This is a genomic window from Escherichia sp. E10V5 (assembly GCF_004212315.1).
Lineage (GTDB): Bacteria > Pseudomonadota > Gammaproteobacteria > Enterobacterales > Enterobacteriaceae > Escherichia.
In genome coordinates this window covers 96,919-113,686 of sequence record NZ_RHJM01000013.1, presented here as the reverse complement: position 1 = coordinate 113,686, position 16,768 = coordinate 96,919, and the positions used below count along the sequence as shown (strand labels likewise).

Genomic DNA, 16,768 nt, shown 5'->3' with positions numbered 1-16,768 from the left:
CTTAAACCTTAATTATGAGTGGTCATTAAAGGCATCCTTAATCCACTCAACCTCATTCCCGGTGAAGGCTACCACATCGAACCGGCAATCCACAGTATCAAAACTCCCATTATGACGCGCGAGCCACAAGCGGGCAGTCTGTAATAATTTGTGTTGTTTGCTGCGGGTCACACTGGCTACCGCGCCGCCGTATAGGGCAGAGCGGCGGTAGCGCACTTCGACAAAAACGGTGGTCTGGCCTTCACGCATTATCAGATCGATCTCGCCGCCACGCTCGTTCACGTTAGCGGCGATAAACCGCAGTCCTTTGCCTTCCAGCCAGCGACGCGCTTGTACTTCCCACGCATCGCCGGTCTGTTTAGTGGTTAACTGGCGGGGACTACCTGACCTTGTTGGTACTGTAGCCATGATAACTTCCTGTTAATCACGCAATCCGGGTTAGCCGTCAGACCTCCGGTATTACCGTTGATTTCAAAACCCTGAACCTGGCGCATTTGTGAGAAATGATTTGCCAGCGACCATGCATCAACACCCATTGCATACATGCGAGCCAGCGAATAATCGTTATTCACCGCGCTGAGCGCCTGCTGCATTAACGGCAGATTACCGCCTGCCAGCATCGGGATCTCGCTGTACTGTAATCCTTCCATCTCAAGTCGGAAATCAGGGCCAGCGGAGCCTTGTGCGCTGCGGGAACTGGCGTACAGCGTTGCGCCGCTATGGCTGCCGTTACGCATGGCGATCATCGGTTTGACGAAAGCGATTTCGCCCGGCGTTGCCACAATATAGACCGCGTCGACACGACCACCGTTATTAGTGAACTGGTCATCGGTTGGTGTGGTTTGCAGCGTCGGATTGTTTGTGGTCATGCCGGAATCAGTTGTCGCTCTGGGGGTAATCGGGCTACCCGTTAAAGCGATGCCGGAGCCGCCATTCACGCCCGCGCGTAATTCGCTGATGGAACCAAATTTTTGTTGCAGAACGGTACCGCCACCCAATTTCTGCCACTCTTGCGCGAAGGCGTTTGCTACGCGGTCGCCAAGCGAACTGCGCGGGATCAGCACCAGCGGCGCCTGTTTCCCCTGGTCACGAATATGACGTGCCGCATCGCGTGCTTCATCTTCCGGCGATAGCGCGAAGTAACAGATATTAGCGCGGTTTTCGATATTTTCCGGCTGATTCAGCGCCAGAACGTTCAGTGGAGTGTTGCTCTTCAGCAACTCCTCAACATTATTTTTCAGCAGCGGACCGACCACAATGCTCGCGCCGTCTTGCTGAACCTGGCTTAAGATCTGGCTAAGCGGTTGTGAAGAGGTATCGTAGATTTTCAGTTCTGCGGCTGGATTCGCTGGCGTGCTTACCGCCGCAGTACTTGCCGCAGGGGCGCTTACAGGCACCGGCTGCGCTGCGGTTTCTTCACCCGTTAGATCGCTAACCGAGGCTTGTGCCGGGCTGGCAACGCCATCCACGGTTTGTGGCTGGGGTTGTTCTGCCACGTCAGCGGCAGGCGCGGTAGCTACCTGGGCGGTCACTGGCTGAGTGCCAATGTTTTTCGCCGCTTCAAAGCCTTGTTGAATTGTGCGACCAAATACCGCAGCCTGACCATTCAACGGCAGCAGCAGGGCGATTTTATTGGTTGACGCTGGTTTGAAAGCTTTTACGTTTACCAACTGTGTTGGCAGCATTTTCGCGCCCGGGTTGTTCGGATAACGTTTTTGCCAGTCGGCGATCCCGGCTTTCATCATGTTGGGATCGTTACGGTTATCAAACCAGACGCGTTGCAGATCCAGCCAGCCTTGCAGGATATTTTCGTCGGCGTTAATCACCAGCGTATTCGCCTGCTGTTGGGGCATGGACGATAGCGCTTGCCAGGTAGCGTCAATATTCTGTTGCTTTTCCTTCGCGCCGAGCAGAGGTTCTTGGGCGACTAACGCACGCAGTAATTCAATGGAAGGACGTCCCTGGCTGGCATCGATTTTCGCCTGCCAGTAGCGCGCCTGCTGATTTTGTTCTAAATCGGTTGGTGTGATTTTTGCCAACAAGGTCTGTGCGCCAGTAAAATCTTTTTGCGCCAGCTTGATTTCTACCGCCAGCAGCGTTTTCTCGCGACGCTGGGTATCGTTTAGTTCTTGCGGTAGTTGGTTAAACAACTCCACCGCTTGCCCGGTTTTGCCTTCTTTCACCAGTGCACGAATGGCGAGTAATTGCCAGTTGATCCTGGTATCATCAGAGCTTTGCTGCATCTGCTGTAGATAAAAGGCAGAATCGGCCTGCGCCGTCCCCTGCATGTAGGCAGTGGACTGATCGGGGGTATGGGTGCCACAACCGGCGAAAATTAGGGCTGCCAGAACAACAGGCAGACAACGCGCGGCTTTCAAACGAGAAAATGTTGAGGGTACCATAATGTATCCAGTGATATTTTTTTTACGCAATGCTCAATATTAAATCGGCAATACGGACGACACAATGAAACAACACCAATCGGCGGATAATTCTCAAGGCCAGCTCTATATTGTACCTACGCCAATCGGTAATCTGGCGGACATTACCCAGCGTGCGCTTGAGGTATTGCAGGCCGTTGATCTGATTGCTGCCGAGGATACCCGTCATACCGGTTTACTGCTGCAACATTTTGGGATAAACGCCCGGTTGTTCGCGCTTCATGACCATAATGAACAACAAAAAGCCGAAACGCTGCTGGCGAAGCTACAGGAAGGGCAAAACATTGCGCTGGTTTCCGATGCTGGAACGCCGCTAATTAACGATCCTGGCTACCATCTGGTGCGTACCTGCCGTGAAGCGGGGATTCGCATAGTGCCACTACCGGGGCCATGTGCTGCCATCACTGCGTTAAGCGCTGCGGGTTTACCATCCGATCGTTTTTGTTATGAAGGCTTCCTGCCTGCCAAATCAAAAGGTCGTCGCGATGCGTTGAAAGCCATTGAAGCGGAACCACGTACGCTGATTTTTTATGAATCGACCCACCGTCTGTTAGATAGCCTGGAAGATATCGTTGCGGTATTGGGCGAATCGCGCTACGTGGTGCTGGCTCGTGAGCTCACCAAAACCTGGGAAACCATTCACGGCGCGCCCGTTGGCGAGCTGCTGGCGTGGGTAAAGGAAGATGAAAACCGCCGCAAAGGCGAAATGGTGCTGATTGTCGAAGGCCGTAAGGCGCAGGAAGACGACTTACCCGCCGATGCACTGCGCACGCTGGCGCTGTTACAGGCCGAGCTTCCGCTGAAAAAAGCGGCGGCGCTGGCAGCAGAAATTCACGGCGTGAAGAAAAACGCGCTGTATAAGTACGCGCTGGAGCAGCAAGGGGAGTGATTTGATTACAGGCGTCGCAGCAGGAATAGAGCTACAACGCCTGTACCAGGCGAGTTAACGACGACACATCTCATCAATCACGCATGTGAAATGGTTATGCAGCCATAAAAACGAAGCCGGGATAGCGGTGGAGACTTTAGCCGTGAGAAAACGCGCTGTTGCATCCTGCTTTCCTTCGCCAGTCACCAGTAGCAAAACTTCGCGGGCATTGAGAATATCCTTCAGTCCTAAGGTGATCCCCCGGGTTACGGGGCGACCCGCGGTTATTAACATTTCATGTTGCTGCGTTCTGGCATCAAGTTGGCTGATATGGCAGGCCGGTTGCAGGCTTTCTCCCGGCTCGTTCAGCCCCAGATGACCGTTTTTCCCCAGTCCAAGTACGCACAAATCGATACCACCTTTGAGCGCAATCAGGTTCGTTACCCGCTCACACTCCGTCTCGTTAATATCTTCAGAGCGAAAGCTGATGAACTGGTCTTCACGTAGCCCCAGCGGCTGTACGATATGTTGCTGAAGGAAGGTTTCGCAGGTGCCGGGCAGGGTTAATGGCAGATCCACCCATTCGTCGAGCTTGACGAAGGTCAGCTGGCTGACATCAACATGCTGCTGGTGGATTTTTTCCACCAGATAATAATACGTCAGTAATGGCGTGGCTCCGGTCGCCAGGCAGATCACGGCGTTCGGTTTACTACGAATCACACCCAATAAATATTCGCTGGCGCGTTCACTTAACGCCGTATAGTTTTCAACTTGCTGAAGGATTTGCACAGGATGAAATTCCTTAAGTAAAGAGGCTCCGTCAGGTGCGATGCTCAAACCGATGGCAAACGCAAAATTGCCTGATGCGCTACGCTTATCAGGCCTACATCGTTTCTGCAATATATTGAATTTGCATGATTTTGTAGGCCGGATAAGGCGGTAACGCCGCATCCGGCATGAACAAAGCGATCTTTGTTAACAATCTGAGGCAGCGCCAGACGCAGTGCCTCGTTTTATTTATAAAATGCCGAAGGCGGAACAAACGATGGAAAGCACAAAAGTCACGCCGATTAACAGCACCGGATGCGCTTTTTTCACCCGTAGGAAGTAATACATCAGCAGGGTATAAGCCATCGGCAAAATATTCGGGAAGACTTTATCGAAGAAATCCTGTTGCAGAGCGACGCTGTGGGTACTGTCGATAGCAAACGACGTCACCACGTTAATATGCACATATGAAGCGATCAGCCCGCCAATTACCGTGATCCCGAGGATGGTTGCCGAACGGGCGATCATCTGCGAGTTTTCTCTAACTTTATCGATAGCCTTTACGCCGACCGAATAACCAACGTGGGTCCAGCCGACGCGGAGGAAAAAGATAATCAGGTACACGGCGAAGAACAGAATCGGCCCCAGCAGGTTTCCCTGGCTGGCAAATGATGAGCAAATTCCCGCCATAATCGGCAACAAAGTGAACCAGAAAATCGCATCGCCAATCCCGGCGATTGGGCCAAACAGCGCCACTTTCAGACCTTTAATGGTGTCGCGGTTTTCCCCTTTCTCTTCCATCGAAATTAACAATCCCATCAGGAATCCGACCAGATTCGGATGGGTATTAATAAATTCGAGGTTATCTTTCATCGCCGCGCTTAAGCCCGGTTTGTCGTCCTTATAAATCTTTTTCAGGATCGGCAACATCGCCCAGGTAAAACCGCCCGCCTGCATCCTTTCGTAGTTAAAGCTCGCTTGCAGGAGTGACGAACGAAAGCCCAGACGGGTGATATCTTTTTTACTGATTTCAGATCCCATTGCTGTAGTCCTCTTCTTCATTTTTACTGGCAACGGGCTGCGGTTGCGCTTGCTGCCGGGATTTCGCATTGAAAAACTCATACACCGCAAAGCCTGCGCCCAGCACGGCAACCGGCAACAGGTTGCTGACCTGGATGTAGCAAACAAACAGGAAACCAGCGATCAGGTAAGGGATATATTGCGCTTTGAACATCACGCGCAGCAGCAGACCAAAACCAACGGCAGGTAGAATGCCGCCAGCCACTTCAAAGCCGTGGGTCAGCCAGGCGGGCATCGCCTTCACCAGCGCCTGCATCGCGCCCTGCGCCAGGTAAGTACAGAGGAAAGCAATCACCGCATACGCTAAAGCGACAATCAGCATCGTTGTCCAGTTAAGTCGGGAAAACGCTGCTGTATCCGCCTCTTTCGCGCATTTATCGGCTTTGGTCATAAATAATGAGAATGCCGAATAGAAGAACAGAATGACGTACTGCATTAACAAACTAAACGGCAGGCCAAGACCAATTGCCGTTTTGGCATCAACGCCCGTAGACCATGCAATGACAGTGGTCATCAGCCCCGCCATAATCGGGTTGGGCGGCTGAACACCACCAGCAGGGGTTAATCCGGCGAAAGCCAGCTCTGTCAGACCACCGGTAATTAAGCCAGTCTGAATATCACCGAGAATAGCGCCAGTGAGGGTACAAACGATTATCGGGCGGAATAAAAATAAGGCTTCCAGCCAAAAATCAATCCCCAGAACGAAAACTAACGCCGCCAGGGATAGCCCCTGAATTAGGGTTATTTCATGCATTTTTATTACCTCAAACCAATATTAAGGCGATTTTAAATTTAGTCAGGAATTTGTTCTTTTTGATCGCCGGGGACGTCCTGGATAAAAACATTTACGCCGCGTTGTTTAATAAAATGTAAGTCCGTGAGATCTTGAGAATCGACATACACTTTACTGCTGATTTGCTTTTTCCCTTCCGAGAAATGCATATTACCGACGTTGACATCTTTCAGATCAATGCCACCTTCGACCAATTTACGTACCGTTTGTGGCGTACGGCAAATCAGGAAGATCTTCTGATGCGGCGCAGCTTTTCCGATAACATTAATGGTTTTTTCGATAGTAAAGAAACGAATGCCAAAGCCGTAGGTTTCTGCGGTAATCCCCATCAATTTCTGTTGAATATCATCGTTAGCGACGACATCATCCACGACCACCAGCAGATTCGCACCGATAGTGGATGTCCAGGTCACGCCAACCTGGCCATGAACCAGACGGTTATCAATACGGGTTAAGAGAATATTTGGACTGCTCATTGTGTAATCCTCACCATAAAGTTGAATAATATAATCTTTTTAAATATATTATTGTTGCGATATTGTACTGATGTATTTATTAAGGTTTAGTTATCTCCTTTGCCGTTAAGGCACTACCCGATATTAATCGGGCAGTGCATTCTGAAAAATCGTATAAAATTAATGATTACGCGGAAATTCGATTCGCTGAACCACAGACATTAATTTTATTTCTGACGACTTCTTTCATCGCATCCATACCGACGCGCATATAATAACGAGGATCATTACCCTGCGGATTTTCCGCAAACCAGGCTTTTACCGCACCTGCGAAGGCAATTTTCAATTCCGTGGCAACGTTCACTTTTGTTACACCAAGCTCAATAGTGCGGCGGACAAATTCATCCGGGACATCGCTGGCACCATGCAGCACCAGAGGAACATCCACCACTTCACGAATTTCCGCCAGCCGCTGGAAATCAATCTTCGGCGTTTTGCTGTATAAGCCGTGCGCCGTACCAATCGCTACCGCCAGGCTGTCGACGCCAGTCAGTTCGACAAAGCGTTTAGCTTCTTGTGGATCGGTCAGGAATGCACTTTCGGCGTCGACGCTCATGTCATCTTCCACACCGCCCAGACGGCCCAGTTCTGCTTCCACGCTGCAATCCTGCGAGTGGCAGAAGTCGACAACCGATTTCACCAGCTTCACGTTCTCGGCAAATGGGAAGTGACTGCCGTCGATCATCGCACTGCGTACGCCTGCGTGGACTTTTCGGCGAATATCATCGAGTGATTCGTGGTGGTCGAGATGCAGCGCCAGCGGCATGTTGTAGGTTGTGGAATAGGCGCTACACAGAGCGTAGATCTCTTCTAGCGCAATATGTTTAAAGGTCCCCGGCGTCCCGGCGAGGATCACTGGCGATCGCATTTCGCTACATACTTCGAGGATCGCCTGGATCGTCTCGGCGTTATGAATGTTAAAGGCTGGCACCGCGTAGCCATTGGCCTGGGCGTCCTGTAACAGATATTTGGTGGAGATAATGCTCATAATGCGATCCTCTTATGCCTGCCACGGATGAATGATTACGCCTTGCACCACGCGGTTTACGGTGCCACTGGCGGATGGGGTATCCGGCGTATTGCCCATGTGCAACGACTGCATGAGTGCAAACGTCTGGGCGTACATCAGGAAGCAAAATGCCTGTTCAACGTCGATAAAGTGACGGGATGGCGGCAGGATGATATGCGGGCCAGCGGCGATAACGTCGTTACTTTCCGCGGCGATGGCGATTACGCGCATTGCCTGGTTGTCATGGCGGAGTTCTGCCAGCAGATCAAGATCATACTGACGGGTGTAAGGGTGGCTGGAGATAAATACCACCACCAACGTTTCGTTATCAACCAGCGATTTCGGGCCATGACGGAATCCGGTCGGGGAATCATAAAAGGCCGCCAGTTTACCCGCCGTTAGTTCCAGCACTTTCAGCGCCGACTCGCGTGCTGCGCCCTGTAAGCCACCGCTACCGAGATAAACGATCCGTTTCCACGGTGCGTAACCAAACACACCTTCGCTGAAATCGCCCAGTGAGGTCAGGATCGCCTGGCAACGATCCGCCACATCGCGGAAGCTCTGGCTGTTGATCGTCTCAGGTGCGAAAACCGCGAGGCAGCTGGCCATCATGGTGGTAATGCTGCTGGTCATCGCAAAGCCGCGATCGTGTGTTTCTGCGGGCATCAGCAGGGCAAACGCGTTGTCGCTGTTGATCGCGTTTTGGTAAAGATCGCCCGCTTCGTTGCAGGTGATCGGCAGGTGATAGCACTCGGGTACAAACTGATTCGCCAGTTCCACGGCGGCAACGCTTTCCGGGCTGTTGCCGGAACGCCCGAAGGAGATCAACAGCAGCGGATGAGCTGGGTTCAGGTAGTCCATCGGATTAGTGACCAGATCGGTGGTTGGTACGGCGCTGAAGTTTTTACCGGTATGGCTGGCGAGCCACGGCGCGATGATGTCACCGATAAATGCCGAGGTTCCGGCTCCGGTCAGGATGATCCGCAGATTCTCTTTGCGCAGTAACGGTTCAAGGAAGTTACTGAGCGCGGAACGTAACGCGTCGATGTTGGTGAGGGAACGGATCCATGCGCGAGGCTGATGACGGATCTCTTCTTCGGTCCATGTACCGGTAGTCGCGGCAGCAGGGGTGTAATTTTCTGGCATAACTCAATCCTTAGTCTGATGAACTTGACTTCCGGCGTGGTAGCTTTCGCTTGCCTTTCGTTTCATTTCACTTTGTGATTTCTTTCGTTGATTAAAATCTATAGAAAAGAAACTGAAAGTTCAATGAAGAAAAAGGAAATAAAACGAAATCTGTGATCGTTGAAAGAAAAGATAAGGGAAGCAAAAGGGATTTCCGCATGCGGCGTTAACGCCTTATTCGGCCTGGCAATCACTGCCGTAGGTCGGATAAGACGCGTTAGCGTCGCATCCGACACCGCTACGCAGCCTAAAAAGAAAGAAAAAGAAAGGCCTTACGGGGGAAGTGAAGGCCCAATAACGGAGCAAACAATTAAAACGAAGCTAATTGACCCTGAACCCAAATTTGTTGCACATGCAGCCCGCTATCCAGCGCAACGACGCTGGCGCGTTTGCCCGGTTTAAGCGATCCCAGAACACCATCAACACCCAGCATTCGCGCCGGATGCAGCGACGCCATATGGATGGCTTCCGCAGGCGTTACGCCCGTCAACTCGACCATATTGCGCACTGCCGCATCGACAGACAGCGTACTGCCCGCCAGCCCACCGGACGCGGTACGGACAACGCCACCGTGCATCTGCACTTCTTCACCACATAACGTATAGCGACCATCCGGCATCCCGGCTGCCTGCATCGCGTCGGCGATCAGCACGATTCTCTCTTTCGCACAGCAACAACACAGCGACATCGCCGCCGGATGTACATGATGCCCATCGGCTATCAGTTCCAGCCAGGCGCGCTTGTCTGTTAATCCCGCGCCAACCATTCCCGGTTCGCGGTGATGTAAACCCGTCATCCCGTTATAGCAATGTACCAGGCCGTCTGCGCCAGCATCAAACGCAGCGCAGGTTTGTTGCCAGGTTGCTGCGCTATGTCCCAGCATCACCCGTACGTTTTGCTGTTTAAGATGGCGGATGGCCTGCAATGCCCCTTCTTTTTCCGGTGCCAGTGCCACCACGCGCAAAGTGTGCTGAGAAACGGTAATCAATTGATCCAGCTCGGTAATTTCCAGCTCGCGGAACAGCTCCGGCGGATGTGCGCCTTTATTCTGCGGCGTGAAGTACGGTCCTTCGAGATAACTTCCCAGCACTTGCGCACCAGGTCCGCCGCGTTGGCAACGTTGAGCAATACGCGCCAGCGTCGCATGAATGGCATTAAGCGGCGCGGTTACGGTAGTCGGCAACCAACTGCCGACACCTTCGCGCGCTTTGTGCATTGCCAGCTTGTCGAGCGCATCCGGTGCGTCATCCATCACATCAACGCCCGCGCCGCCGTGCACATGGGTGTCGATGTAAGCGGGGCAGAGCAGTTCCGCATTGCGTTCAGTCACGCCTGGTGGAATCGGTTCGATTGCCGCGATCACACCGTCAGCAATACGCAGCTGATGATCATCAAGCCAGCCCTCTTCAGTCAGCAGCCTTCTGGCGCGCAGAACTTGTGTCATATTCCTTCCTCGACCGGACATTCTTCATGGCAGCGACTAAGTTCGTCCACCAGACTGGTCAGCCCACGGTGTCCGCACTCCAGCGCCTGCACACGGAACTCTTCACTACTTAACCCTTCGCGCTCCAGCACCATCTCCAGTAGCAGTTGTAAATTGGTGCCGGTGATCACTTCACAGCCCGGTTTTTGCATCGCCAGCGTTGAAGCCACGCGAAACGGCGTGCCGCCCAGCAAATCCGTCAGGAAAACAATGCCGTCTTCACAATCCAGTTGGGCGATGGCTTCTTCAAGCTGCGATGTAAGCAGCGCGGTGCTTGAGGTTTCGGGAAAATCGATGGCGATAAACTGCGATTGCTCACCGAGGATTTGCTTCATTGCTTTTTCCATGCCGCTGGCAAACCCGCCATGCCCTGTCAAAATAATACTTAACATCTAATACCTCATTGTATTTAAAGGAAATGGCAGAATTTACCGACGATGCCGAGAACCACGGTAACTGCAATCAGGCGCAGCGGACTCCAGCCGCGGCGTACCAGCCAGAACATGGTCAGGGTGTAGACCAGCGGTAAGAAGGCAGGCATCAGTTTGTCGATAACATCAGCCTGTAACTTAACCACTGCGTCGCCCGCCGTGATTTCCAGCGTGGTGCTTAAGCGAACATAGGTTGCCACCAGCGCGCCGATTACCGTCATCCCAACGATTGACGCAGCATGACCTACTTTTTTGGTATTCGCTTTAATCAGCGGAATCGCCGCCACGCCCATACGGTAAGCATAATGCGCCAGACCAAAACGCAGTCCCAGATGTACCACGTTGAACAGCACAATAAATACCACAGCGCCGAGGATGGAACCTTGCAACGCCAGACTGGCACCAATCCCGCCACAAATTGGCAGTAGCGTCAGCCAGAACATCGCATCACCAATCCCGCCAAGTGGCGCACCGACGGCAATTTTGGTGCTCTGAATACTGTTAACGTCCTGCTTAGAACGCTCCATCGCAAGGATAATGCCGATAACAAACGTCACCAGAAACGGATGGGTATTGAAGAAACCCATATGGCCTTTCATCGCGCGCGCCAGGTCGCGTTTATTGGTGTGGATCTTTTTCAGTGCTGGCAGCAGACCGTACAGCCAACCGGAAGCCTGCATACGTTCGTAGTTAAAAGAAGCCTGTAACAGCATGGAACGCCAGGCGACGCGGTTGATATCTTTTTTCGTCAGCTCCGCGCCAATGCTCTGGTCTTCATACACGTTTTCATTGACGCCAGTCAGCAATGTTTCTTCATTTTCGCTGACGTTCGGCAGGGTAGTTTGATTAGATGCCATCTTCAAATTCCTCTTTCTGTGCCGCAGGTTGAGTCGGTTCAGGAGATTTACGCAGCAGGTCGATCAGCTCCATCGCCAGCGCAGCGGCAGCAATAGCCAGCACCGGTAACTTGAGCCAGGCAGCGGCAACAAAGCCCAGGATGAAGTAGGGGATGTAGACGTTTTTCATCATGATTTTCAGCAGCACGGCAAAACCGATTGCTGGCATGATGCCGCCCGCGACGCCGAGGCCGTCGATTAATCGTTGCGGCAGGACATCAATGATGGTTTTTGCATGTTCCGCGCCGAAGTAGATAGGCAGGAAAGCGCAGAGAAAATAGAAGATGCCGAGCGCCAGCAGCGCCAGATAGTTCACACGCTCAATGCCGCGTGTATCGGCGTTCTCCGCCATTCGGTCGCAGCGGGACATTACGCCAGACATCACCGAGAACAGGAAGGTAATCCCCATCTGTACCGCAACCGCGAAAGGTACGGCGACACCGACCGCGACATCGGGTTTCACGCCAGTAGTAATGGCAAACGCCGTGCCGACGATAGTACCGATAATCACGTTAGGCGGCTGTGCGCCCGCCAGAGGGGCCAGCCCCATCCACACCAGTTCCAGCGTACCGCCGGTTAAAATACCGGTATGCAGATCGCCAAGTACCAGCCCGACCAACGGGCCGAGGACCACCGGGCGGTGCATATGGGTTAGGCCGTTAAACATATCCAGACCAGCGATAAAGGCGATAATGCCCAACGCAAATGCCTGCAACAGACTGATTTCCATGATGAATCCCTCAAAGTAATTTAAAGAGGTCCACAGCAGGCTCTGTCGGGACGCCCTGAACGAAGCATTCCACCCCAGCGGCTTTCAGGTCGTTAAATGCTGCGATATCGCCCGCATCCACAGAAACCGTTTTGGCGATTTGCTGCTTGCCATTGGCGTAGTGCATATTGCCAACGTTAATGCGGCTAACCGGGACGCCACCTTTCACCAGCGTCAGGAAATCGGCAGGTGTTTTACAAACCAGCAGGATTTTCTGTCGATCGGCGGCGCGATGAATGTTGTCGATAACTTTTTGCAGCGTCCAGAAACGTACGGCGATCCCTTCTGCCAGTACCATTTCCATCAGGTTTTGTTGTACCGGATCTTCGGCAACCTCATCGTTGGCTACCAGCACCAGATTTGCCCCCGCAAATCCGACCCACTGAACGCCGACCTGACCGTGAATCAAGCGTTCATCAATCCGGCTTAAAACAATATTTGGCATAGCGTGTTCCTCTTTGTTTTGCTTATTGGCCTTCACAGGCTGTGTGGTACTGCGCCAGGATGTCCTGAATATGGTTGATAATGAGTTCCCGTGGCGTTGGCTGCAGCTCGCCGGAGCGAACTTTCACGTACTGCAGCGGCAGATACTGGCTGATCAGCGGCAGCGGAATCGGTGAATCCGCCAGATTACGAACCAGATGGGCGAAAGCGTCATCAATCTGGCTGTCCGGCCAGTAGTAGCGCACGCGATCCGAGTAGCTATAACCACGCGCCAGACGACGCGCGTTGCCGTCACCGTGGTAGTGGCTTTGCCAGTATTCCGGGCGGTCGAGCATCACGTTTTCCAGTACCTGACGTAGACCGGAACAGGCTTTCGCTGGCACCAGTTCTTCTTCAAGCGCCGCCAGAGAGAACAGAGCTTCACGCAGGGCGAAGGTCAGCGCCGGGCCAACTTTCAGAATGGCAAAATGGTCAATAACCAACTGACGTAACGATTGCGGCGTTTGATAATCCGTAGAGTGAGCTTCGAAAATCAGCGTTTCGTAGTTTTCGATCATCTGGCTTAAGGCAGCCGCTTTGGCGGGCTGATAATCAATAACGTTGGTGTGATCGAATTCGACGCCAGGCTGAACTACCAGCGCGATGATGCGCGGCCAGATGGCATTCAGACCTTGCTTTTCAAAAGCGTGACGATGGGCTTCCAGCGTGGCGCGGGCGGCATCCGGCGTGGTGACCGCCAGTTCGCTTAAGGTTTCATGTGCGCCGCCAGGCACCGGAACTTCGGTGCCAATGACATACACCAGATCGGCCTCGCCAAAATGTTCACGGCAGGTTTCTTCCGCCACTTTCGCCAGACGAGCGGCGCGTTCGGCAACGATGCCATCGGTTAAGGGAACCGGATCGTCCTGACAGGACATGCTGCAATCAAGGTGAATTTTTTTGAATCCTGCCGCGACGTAGCTTTTAATCAAATCATCGGCATTGGCCATCGCCTGAGCGGCAGGCAGGTTTTGCCAGCGGTTTGGCCCCAGATGGTCGCCACCCAGAATCAACGCGTCCTGTGGGAAATTCAGCGAGTCAGCAAGCTGGCAAACAAAGCCGCGAAAATCGGCTGGCGTCATTCCGGTATAACCGCCGAACTGGTCCACCTGATTGGACGTCGCTTCAATCAGTAGCGGCGTTTGGTTTGCACAGGCGTAGCGGATTGCAGCTTCCAGCACCAGCGGATGTGCGGAACAAACGGCATAAATCCCATTTGTTTTGCCCTCTTTATGCTGTCTCACCATTTCTGTCAGATGTTTCACTTTCCTCTCCAGTTCAGATTACTGCAACTTTAATCTTTCGTTTTGTTTCAATTGATACTGCGGCATGGTGAGATAAAAATAAAACGAAAGATAATAGTTTTCTGATCTGATTCACAAAAGAAACATAATGAAAGCCACTGAAACAAGCGTAGCTTGCGTCAATGGGCAAGGTGGGCTTGCAATTGCTTAATAGAAAGGCGTTAATAGGCAAAACGAAATGAAACGAAAGTTTTACGAAAGGACTTACTATGAGTAATACCGACGCTTCAGGCGAGAAGCGAGTGACTGGCACCAGTGAGCGACGAGAGCAGATCATTCAACGCCTGCGCCAGCAAGGAAGTGTGCAAGTTAATGATCTATCGGCATTGTATGGTGTATCTACTGTGACGATCCGTAACGATCTGGCGTTTCTGGAAAAGCAGGGGATCGCTGTGCGGGCCTATGGGGGCGCGTTGATCTGCGATAGCACGACGCCGTCAGTCGAGCCATCAGTGGAAGATAAAAGTGCGCTCAACACGGCGATGAAACGCAGCGTTGCGAAAGCTGCCGTTGAGTTGATTCAGCCAGGTCATCGGGTGATCCTCGATTCCGGGACCACCACTTTTGAGATTGCTCGTCTGATGCGCAAGCACACTGACGTAATTGCGATGACCAACGGTATGAACGTGGCTAATGCTTTGCTGGAAGCGGAAGGCGTTGAGCTGCTGATGACCGGCGGGCATTTGCGCCGTCAGTCGCAATCTTTTTACGGCGATCAGGCTGAACAATCGCTGCAAAATTACCACTTCGATATGCTGTTTCTTGGCGTAGATGCTATTGATCTGGAGCGTGGCGTCAGCACGCATAATGAAGATGAAGCTCGTTTAAACCGTCGGATGTGCGAAGTTGCGGAACGGATCATCGTAGTCACCGATTCCAGTAAGTTCAACCGCTCCAGCCTACATAAGATCATCGATACCCAGCGGATCGACATGATCATTGTCGATAAAGGCATTCCTGCAGATAGCCTGGAAGGGCTGCGAAAGGCAGGGGTTGAAGTGATTCTGGTCGGGGAGTACGCGTCTTCGCTGTGACTCACTATGCCCGATAAACAAGCGATATCGGGCATAATACAACTTGAAGTATGATGAGTATATCAGGTCACCGGTGCCGGGTTAAACACCGCCAGCTGGTTATGCAGTCCCCATTGATCCGAGAAGGTTTTCTTCTTCCCGCTGGCGACGTCGAGAATAAAGTGGAACAGCTTCCAGCCCACCTCTTCAATGGTTTCTTCGCCGGTGGCGATGGTGCCTGCGTTGATATCCATTAAGTCAAACCAACGGTTTGCCAGCTCGGTGCGGGTCGCCATTTTAATGACGGGTACCGCCATCAGGCCGTATGGTGTACCACGGCCGGTCGTAAACACTTGCACGGTAATACCCGAAGCCACCTGTTGCGTGCCACAAACAAAATCGCTGGCTGGCGTCGCGGCGTAAATTAATCCGCGTTTAGTCGGGCGTTGACCGGGCGACAGCACTTCAACAATTGCGCTTTTACCCGATTTCGCAATGGAGCCGAGTGCCTTCTCTACCACGTTTGCCAGACCGCCTTTCTTGTTGCCCGGCGAAGGGTTGGCGCTGCGGTCGGTTTTTCCCATATTGAGATAGTTATCGTACCACTCCATCTCTTCCAGCAGCCGTTTGCCGACCTCTTCGTTAATGGCGCGCGGTGTCAGTAGATGAATCGCGTCACGCACTTCCGTTACTTCTGAAAACATCACCGTTGCACCGCAGCGCACCAGTAAATCAGACGCATATCCAACCGCCGGGTTTGCCGTTACGCCAGAAAATGCATCGCTGCCGCCGCATTGCATGCCGACAACCAGTTCCGAAGCAGGACAGGTTTCTCGCTGACGTTGATTCAGTTTTTGTAGATGGCGTTCGGCGACCTGCAAAATATCCTCGACCATTGATTGAAAGCCGACATGCTTTTCATCCTGCAAACTGACAATGCTGGCGTTTTCTACTGGAATAGCTTGCACATCATCCGTTCCAATCAGTAAACGTTCAGGCTGTAATTTTTCACAGCCCAGGCCAATCACCATCACCTCGCCGCCAAAATTTGGATTGAGCGAAATATTGTGAATGGTACGTATTGGCACTACAGCCGCCGGAGCATTAATCGCCACGCCACAACCGTACAGGTGATTCAGTCCCACTACGCCATCGACGTTCGGGTATTTTGGCAGCAGATCGCGCTCAATGATTTTTACTACGTAATCCACCACGCCTGCCACACAGTGGACGCTGGTGGTAATGCCGAGCAGGTTTTTGGTTCCCACGCTACCATCAGCATTGCGATAGCCTTCAAAGGTATAACCTTCCAGCGGCGGTAAGGGTTCCGGGACTTTGGTTGCCAGTGGCAGCGTGTGTAACGGCGGCGCTTCCGGTAGTACTACCATTGATTCGTCGATCCAGCTTCCGCGTGGGATTGCGCGCACGGCGTAACCAATCACTTCGCCATAACGAATAATTTCTCCATTAGCTGGAATGTCCAGCAATGCGACTTTATGCCCCTGAGGAATATGTTCAATTAATTCCAGTCCGTCCGGAAAACGCGTTCCTGCTTTCAGGCCATTATCATTAACAATAATTGCCACATTATCTGTGTCGTGAACTTTTATATAAAACGCAGTTGGCGTTTCTTGTCTGATTTCGATGTTGGCCATTGTGCAATATTCTCCAGCCAGGGACTATTAAAATGAGGACCTGGTCTCATTTAAAAATAAATGACTTCATTGGGT

17 protein-coding genes are annotated in these 16,768 nt (G+C 52.3%); 2 read left to right on the top strand and 15 right to left on the bottom strand.

Going from position 1 to position 16,768, the window contains the following annotated elements:
• Positions 1-12: 12 nt before the first annotated feature.
• Together D9738_RS10545 and lpoA are read right to left on the bottom strand one after the other, a co-directional pair.
• A complete protein-coding gene (locus D9738_RS10545) occupies positions 13-408 on the bottom strand; it encodes a YraN family protein (RefSeq protein WP_130204624.1) in 396 nt (131 codons plus the stop codon).
• A complete protein-coding gene (gene lpoA / locus D9738_RS10540; RefSeq protein WP_130260164.1) occupies positions 366-2,402 on the bottom strand; it encodes a penicillin-binding protein activator LpoA in 2,037 nt (678 codons plus the stop codon). Before lpoA ends, D9738_RS10545 begins: the two co-directional genes overlap by 43 nt.
• 64 nt (positions 2,403-2,466) lie before the next feature.
• Between lpoA and rsmI the strand changes: the two genes are divergently transcribed.
• Positions 2,467-3,330 carry a 16S rRNA (cytidine(1402)-2'-O)-methyltransferase gene (gene rsmI / locus D9738_RS10535; RefSeq protein ID WP_130260163.1) on the top strand — a complete coding sequence of 288 codons (864 nt, stop codon included), beginning with the start codon at positions 2,467-2,469 and terminating at the stop codon, positions 3,328-3,330.
• Positions 3,331-3,384: 54 nt separating this feature from the next.
• Here the strand turns inward: rsmI and D9738_RS10530 are convergent, their stop codons facing one another.
• The 12 genes from D9738_RS10530 to kbaZ all read right to left on the bottom strand — a co-directional run bounded on the left by D9738_RS10530 (position 3,385) and on the right by kbaZ (position 13,986).
• Positions 3,385-4,152, bottom strand: a complete 768-nt coding sequence (locus D9738_RS10530) for a galactosamine-6-phosphate isomerase (RefSeq protein ID WP_130204654.1) — start codon at positions 4,150-4,152, stop codon at positions 3,385-3,387.
• 174 nt (positions 4,153-4,326) lie between these two features.
• A complete protein-coding gene (gene agaD / locus D9738_RS10525; RefSeq protein WP_130204630.1) occupies positions 4,327-5,118 on the bottom strand; it encodes a PTS galactosamine transporter subunit IID in 792 nt (263 codons plus the stop codon).
• Positions 5,108-5,911: a PTS galactosamine transporter subunit IIC gene (gene agaC / locus D9738_RS10520; RefSeq protein WP_130204632.1), complete on the bottom strand. Its 804-nt coding sequence runs from the start codon at positions 5,909-5,911 to the stop codon at positions 5,108-5,110. Before agaC ends, agaD begins: the two co-directional genes overlap by 11 nt.
• A gap of 38 nt (positions 5,912-5,949) precedes the next feature.
• A complete protein-coding gene (agaB, locus tag D9738_RS10515; protein WP_130219231.1) occupies positions 5,950-6,426 on the bottom strand; it encodes a PTS galactosamine transporter subunit IIB in 477 nt (158 codons plus the stop codon).
• A 166-nt stretch (positions 6,427-6,592) separates the two neighbouring features.
• On the bottom strand, positions 6,593-7,453 hold the full coding sequence (kbaY, locus tag D9738_RS10510) for a tagatose-bisphosphate aldolase subunit KbaY (protein WP_000022766.1): 861 nt from the start codon (positions 7,451-7,453) through the stop codon (positions 6,593-6,595).
• A gap of 12 nt (positions 7,454-7,465) precedes the next feature.
• Positions 7,466-8,620 (bottom strand): AgaS family sugar isomerase, encoded by a 1,155-nt coding sequence (locus D9738_RS10505; protein WP_130260162.1) that lies wholly within the window; start codon positions 8,618-8,620, stop codon positions 7,466-7,468.
• Between the two features lie 349 nt (positions 8,621-8,969).
• Positions 8,970-10,103 (bottom strand): N-acetylglucosamine-6-phosphate deacetylase, encoded by a 1,134-nt coding sequence (nagA, locus tag D9738_RS10500; RefSeq protein WP_130260161.1) that lies wholly within the window; start codon positions 10,101-10,103, stop codon positions 8,970-8,972.
• Positions 10,100-10,534 (bottom strand): PTS galactosamine/N-acetylgalactosamine transporter subunit IIA, encoded by a 435-nt coding sequence (gene agaF, locus D9738_RS10495; RefSeq protein ID WP_130260160.1) that lies wholly within the window; start codon positions 10,532-10,534, stop codon positions 10,100-10,102. The genes nagA and agaF overlap by 4 nt, the downstream gene beginning before the upstream one ends.
• Before the next feature lie 17 nt (positions 10,535-10,551).
• Positions 10,552-11,430 (bottom strand): PTS N-acetylgalactosamine transporter subunit IID, encoded by an 879-nt coding sequence (gene agaE, locus D9738_RS10490; RefSeq protein ID WP_001295548.1) that lies wholly within the window; start codon positions 11,428-11,430, stop codon positions 10,552-10,554.
• A complete protein-coding gene (gene agaW / locus D9738_RS10485; protein ID WP_130260159.1) occupies positions 11,420-12,199 on the bottom strand; it encodes a PTS N-acetylgalactosamine transporter subunit IIC in 780 nt (259 codons plus the stop codon). The genes agaE and agaW overlap by 11 nt, the downstream gene beginning before the upstream one ends.
• 10 nt (positions 12,200-12,209) lie before the next feature.
• On the bottom strand, positions 12,210-12,683 hold the full coding sequence (agaV, locus tag D9738_RS10480) for a PTS N-acetylgalactosamine transporter subunit IIB (protein WP_001352914.1): 474 nt from the start codon (positions 12,681-12,683) through the stop codon (positions 12,210-12,212).
• A 22-nt stretch (positions 12,684-12,705) separates the two neighbouring features.
• Positions 12,706-13,986: a tagatose-bisphosphate aldolase subunit KbaZ gene (gene kbaZ, locus D9738_RS10475; protein WP_130260158.1), complete on the bottom strand. Its 1,281-nt coding sequence runs from the start codon at positions 13,984-13,986 to the stop codon at positions 12,706-12,708.
• Between the two features lie 248 nt (positions 13,987-14,234).
• Between kbaZ and agaR the strand changes: the two genes are divergently transcribed.
• Complete coding sequence (agaR, locus tag D9738_RS10470; RefSeq protein WP_130260157.1) at positions 14,235-15,059, top strand: aga operon transcriptional regulator AgaR; 825 nt, start codon at positions 14,235-14,237, stop codon at positions 15,057-15,059.
• A gap of 62 nt (positions 15,060-15,121) precedes the next feature.
• Here agaR and garD read toward each other — a convergent pair whose 3' ends face one another.
• Positions 15,122-16,693 carry a galactarate dehydratase gene (garD, locus tag D9738_RS10465; protein ID WP_130260156.1) on the bottom strand — a complete coding sequence of 524 codons (1,572 nt, stop codon included), beginning with the start codon at positions 16,691-16,693 and terminating at the stop codon, positions 15,122-15,124.
• Positions 16,694-16,768 lie beyond the last annotated feature (75 nt).

Bases quoted from the DNA above. Each gene is read 5' to 3' on its own strand.
- agaF (WP_130260160.1), bottom strand. From the start codon at position 10,534: ATGTTAAGTATTATTTTGACAGGGCATGGCGGGTTTGCCAGCGGCATG.
- agaB (WP_130219231.1), bottom strand. From the start codon at position 6,426: ATGAGCAGTCCAAATATTCTCTTAACCCGTATTGATAACCGTCTGGTT.
- D9738_RS10505 (WP_130260162.1), bottom strand. From the start codon at position 8,620: ATGCCAGAAAATTACACCCCTGCTGCCGCGACTACCGGTACATGGACC.
- garD (WP_130260156.1), bottom strand. From the start codon at position 16,693: ATGGCCAACATCGAAATCAGACAAGAAACGCCAACTGCGTTTTATATA.
- lpoA (WP_130260164.1), bottom strand. From the start codon at position 2,402: ATGGTACCCTCAACATTTTCTCGTTTGAAAGCCGCGCGTTGTCTGCCT.
- agaC (WP_130204632.1), bottom strand. From the start codon at position 5,911: ATGCATGAAATAACCCTAATTCAGGGGCTATCCCTGGCGGCGTTAGTT.
- agaR (WP_130260157.1), top strand. From the start codon at position 14,235: ATGAGTAATACCGACGCTTCAGGCGAGAAGCGAGTGACTGGCACCAGT.
- agaD (WP_130204630.1), bottom strand. From the start codon at position 5,118: ATGGGATCTGAAATCAGTAAAAAAGATATCACCCGTCTGGGCTTTCGT.
- agaE (WP_001295548.1), bottom strand. From the start codon at position 11,430: ATGGCATCTAATCAAACTACCCTGCCGAACGTCAGCGAAAATGAAGAA.
- rsmI (WP_130260163.1), top strand. From the start codon at position 2,467: ATGAAACAACACCAATCGGCGGATAATTCTCAAGGCCAGCTCTATATT.
- D9738_RS10545 (WP_130204624.1), bottom strand. From the start codon at position 408: ATGGCTACAGTACCAACAAGGTCAGGTAGTCCCCGCCAGTTAACCACT.
- agaV (WP_001352914.1), bottom strand. From the start codon at position 12,683: ATGCCAAATATTGTTTTAAGCCGGATTGATGAACGCTTGATTCACGGT.
- kbaY (WP_000022766.1), bottom strand. From the start codon at position 7,453: ATGAGCATTATCTCCACCAAATATCTGTTACAGGACGCCCAGGCCAAT.
- agaW (WP_130260159.1), bottom strand. From the start codon at position 12,199: ATGGAAATCAGTCTGTTGCAGGCATTTGCGTTGGGCATTATCGCCTTT.
- nagA (WP_130260161.1), bottom strand. From the start codon at position 10,103: ATGACACAAGTTCTGCGCGCCAGAAGGCTGCTGACTGAAGAGGGCTGG.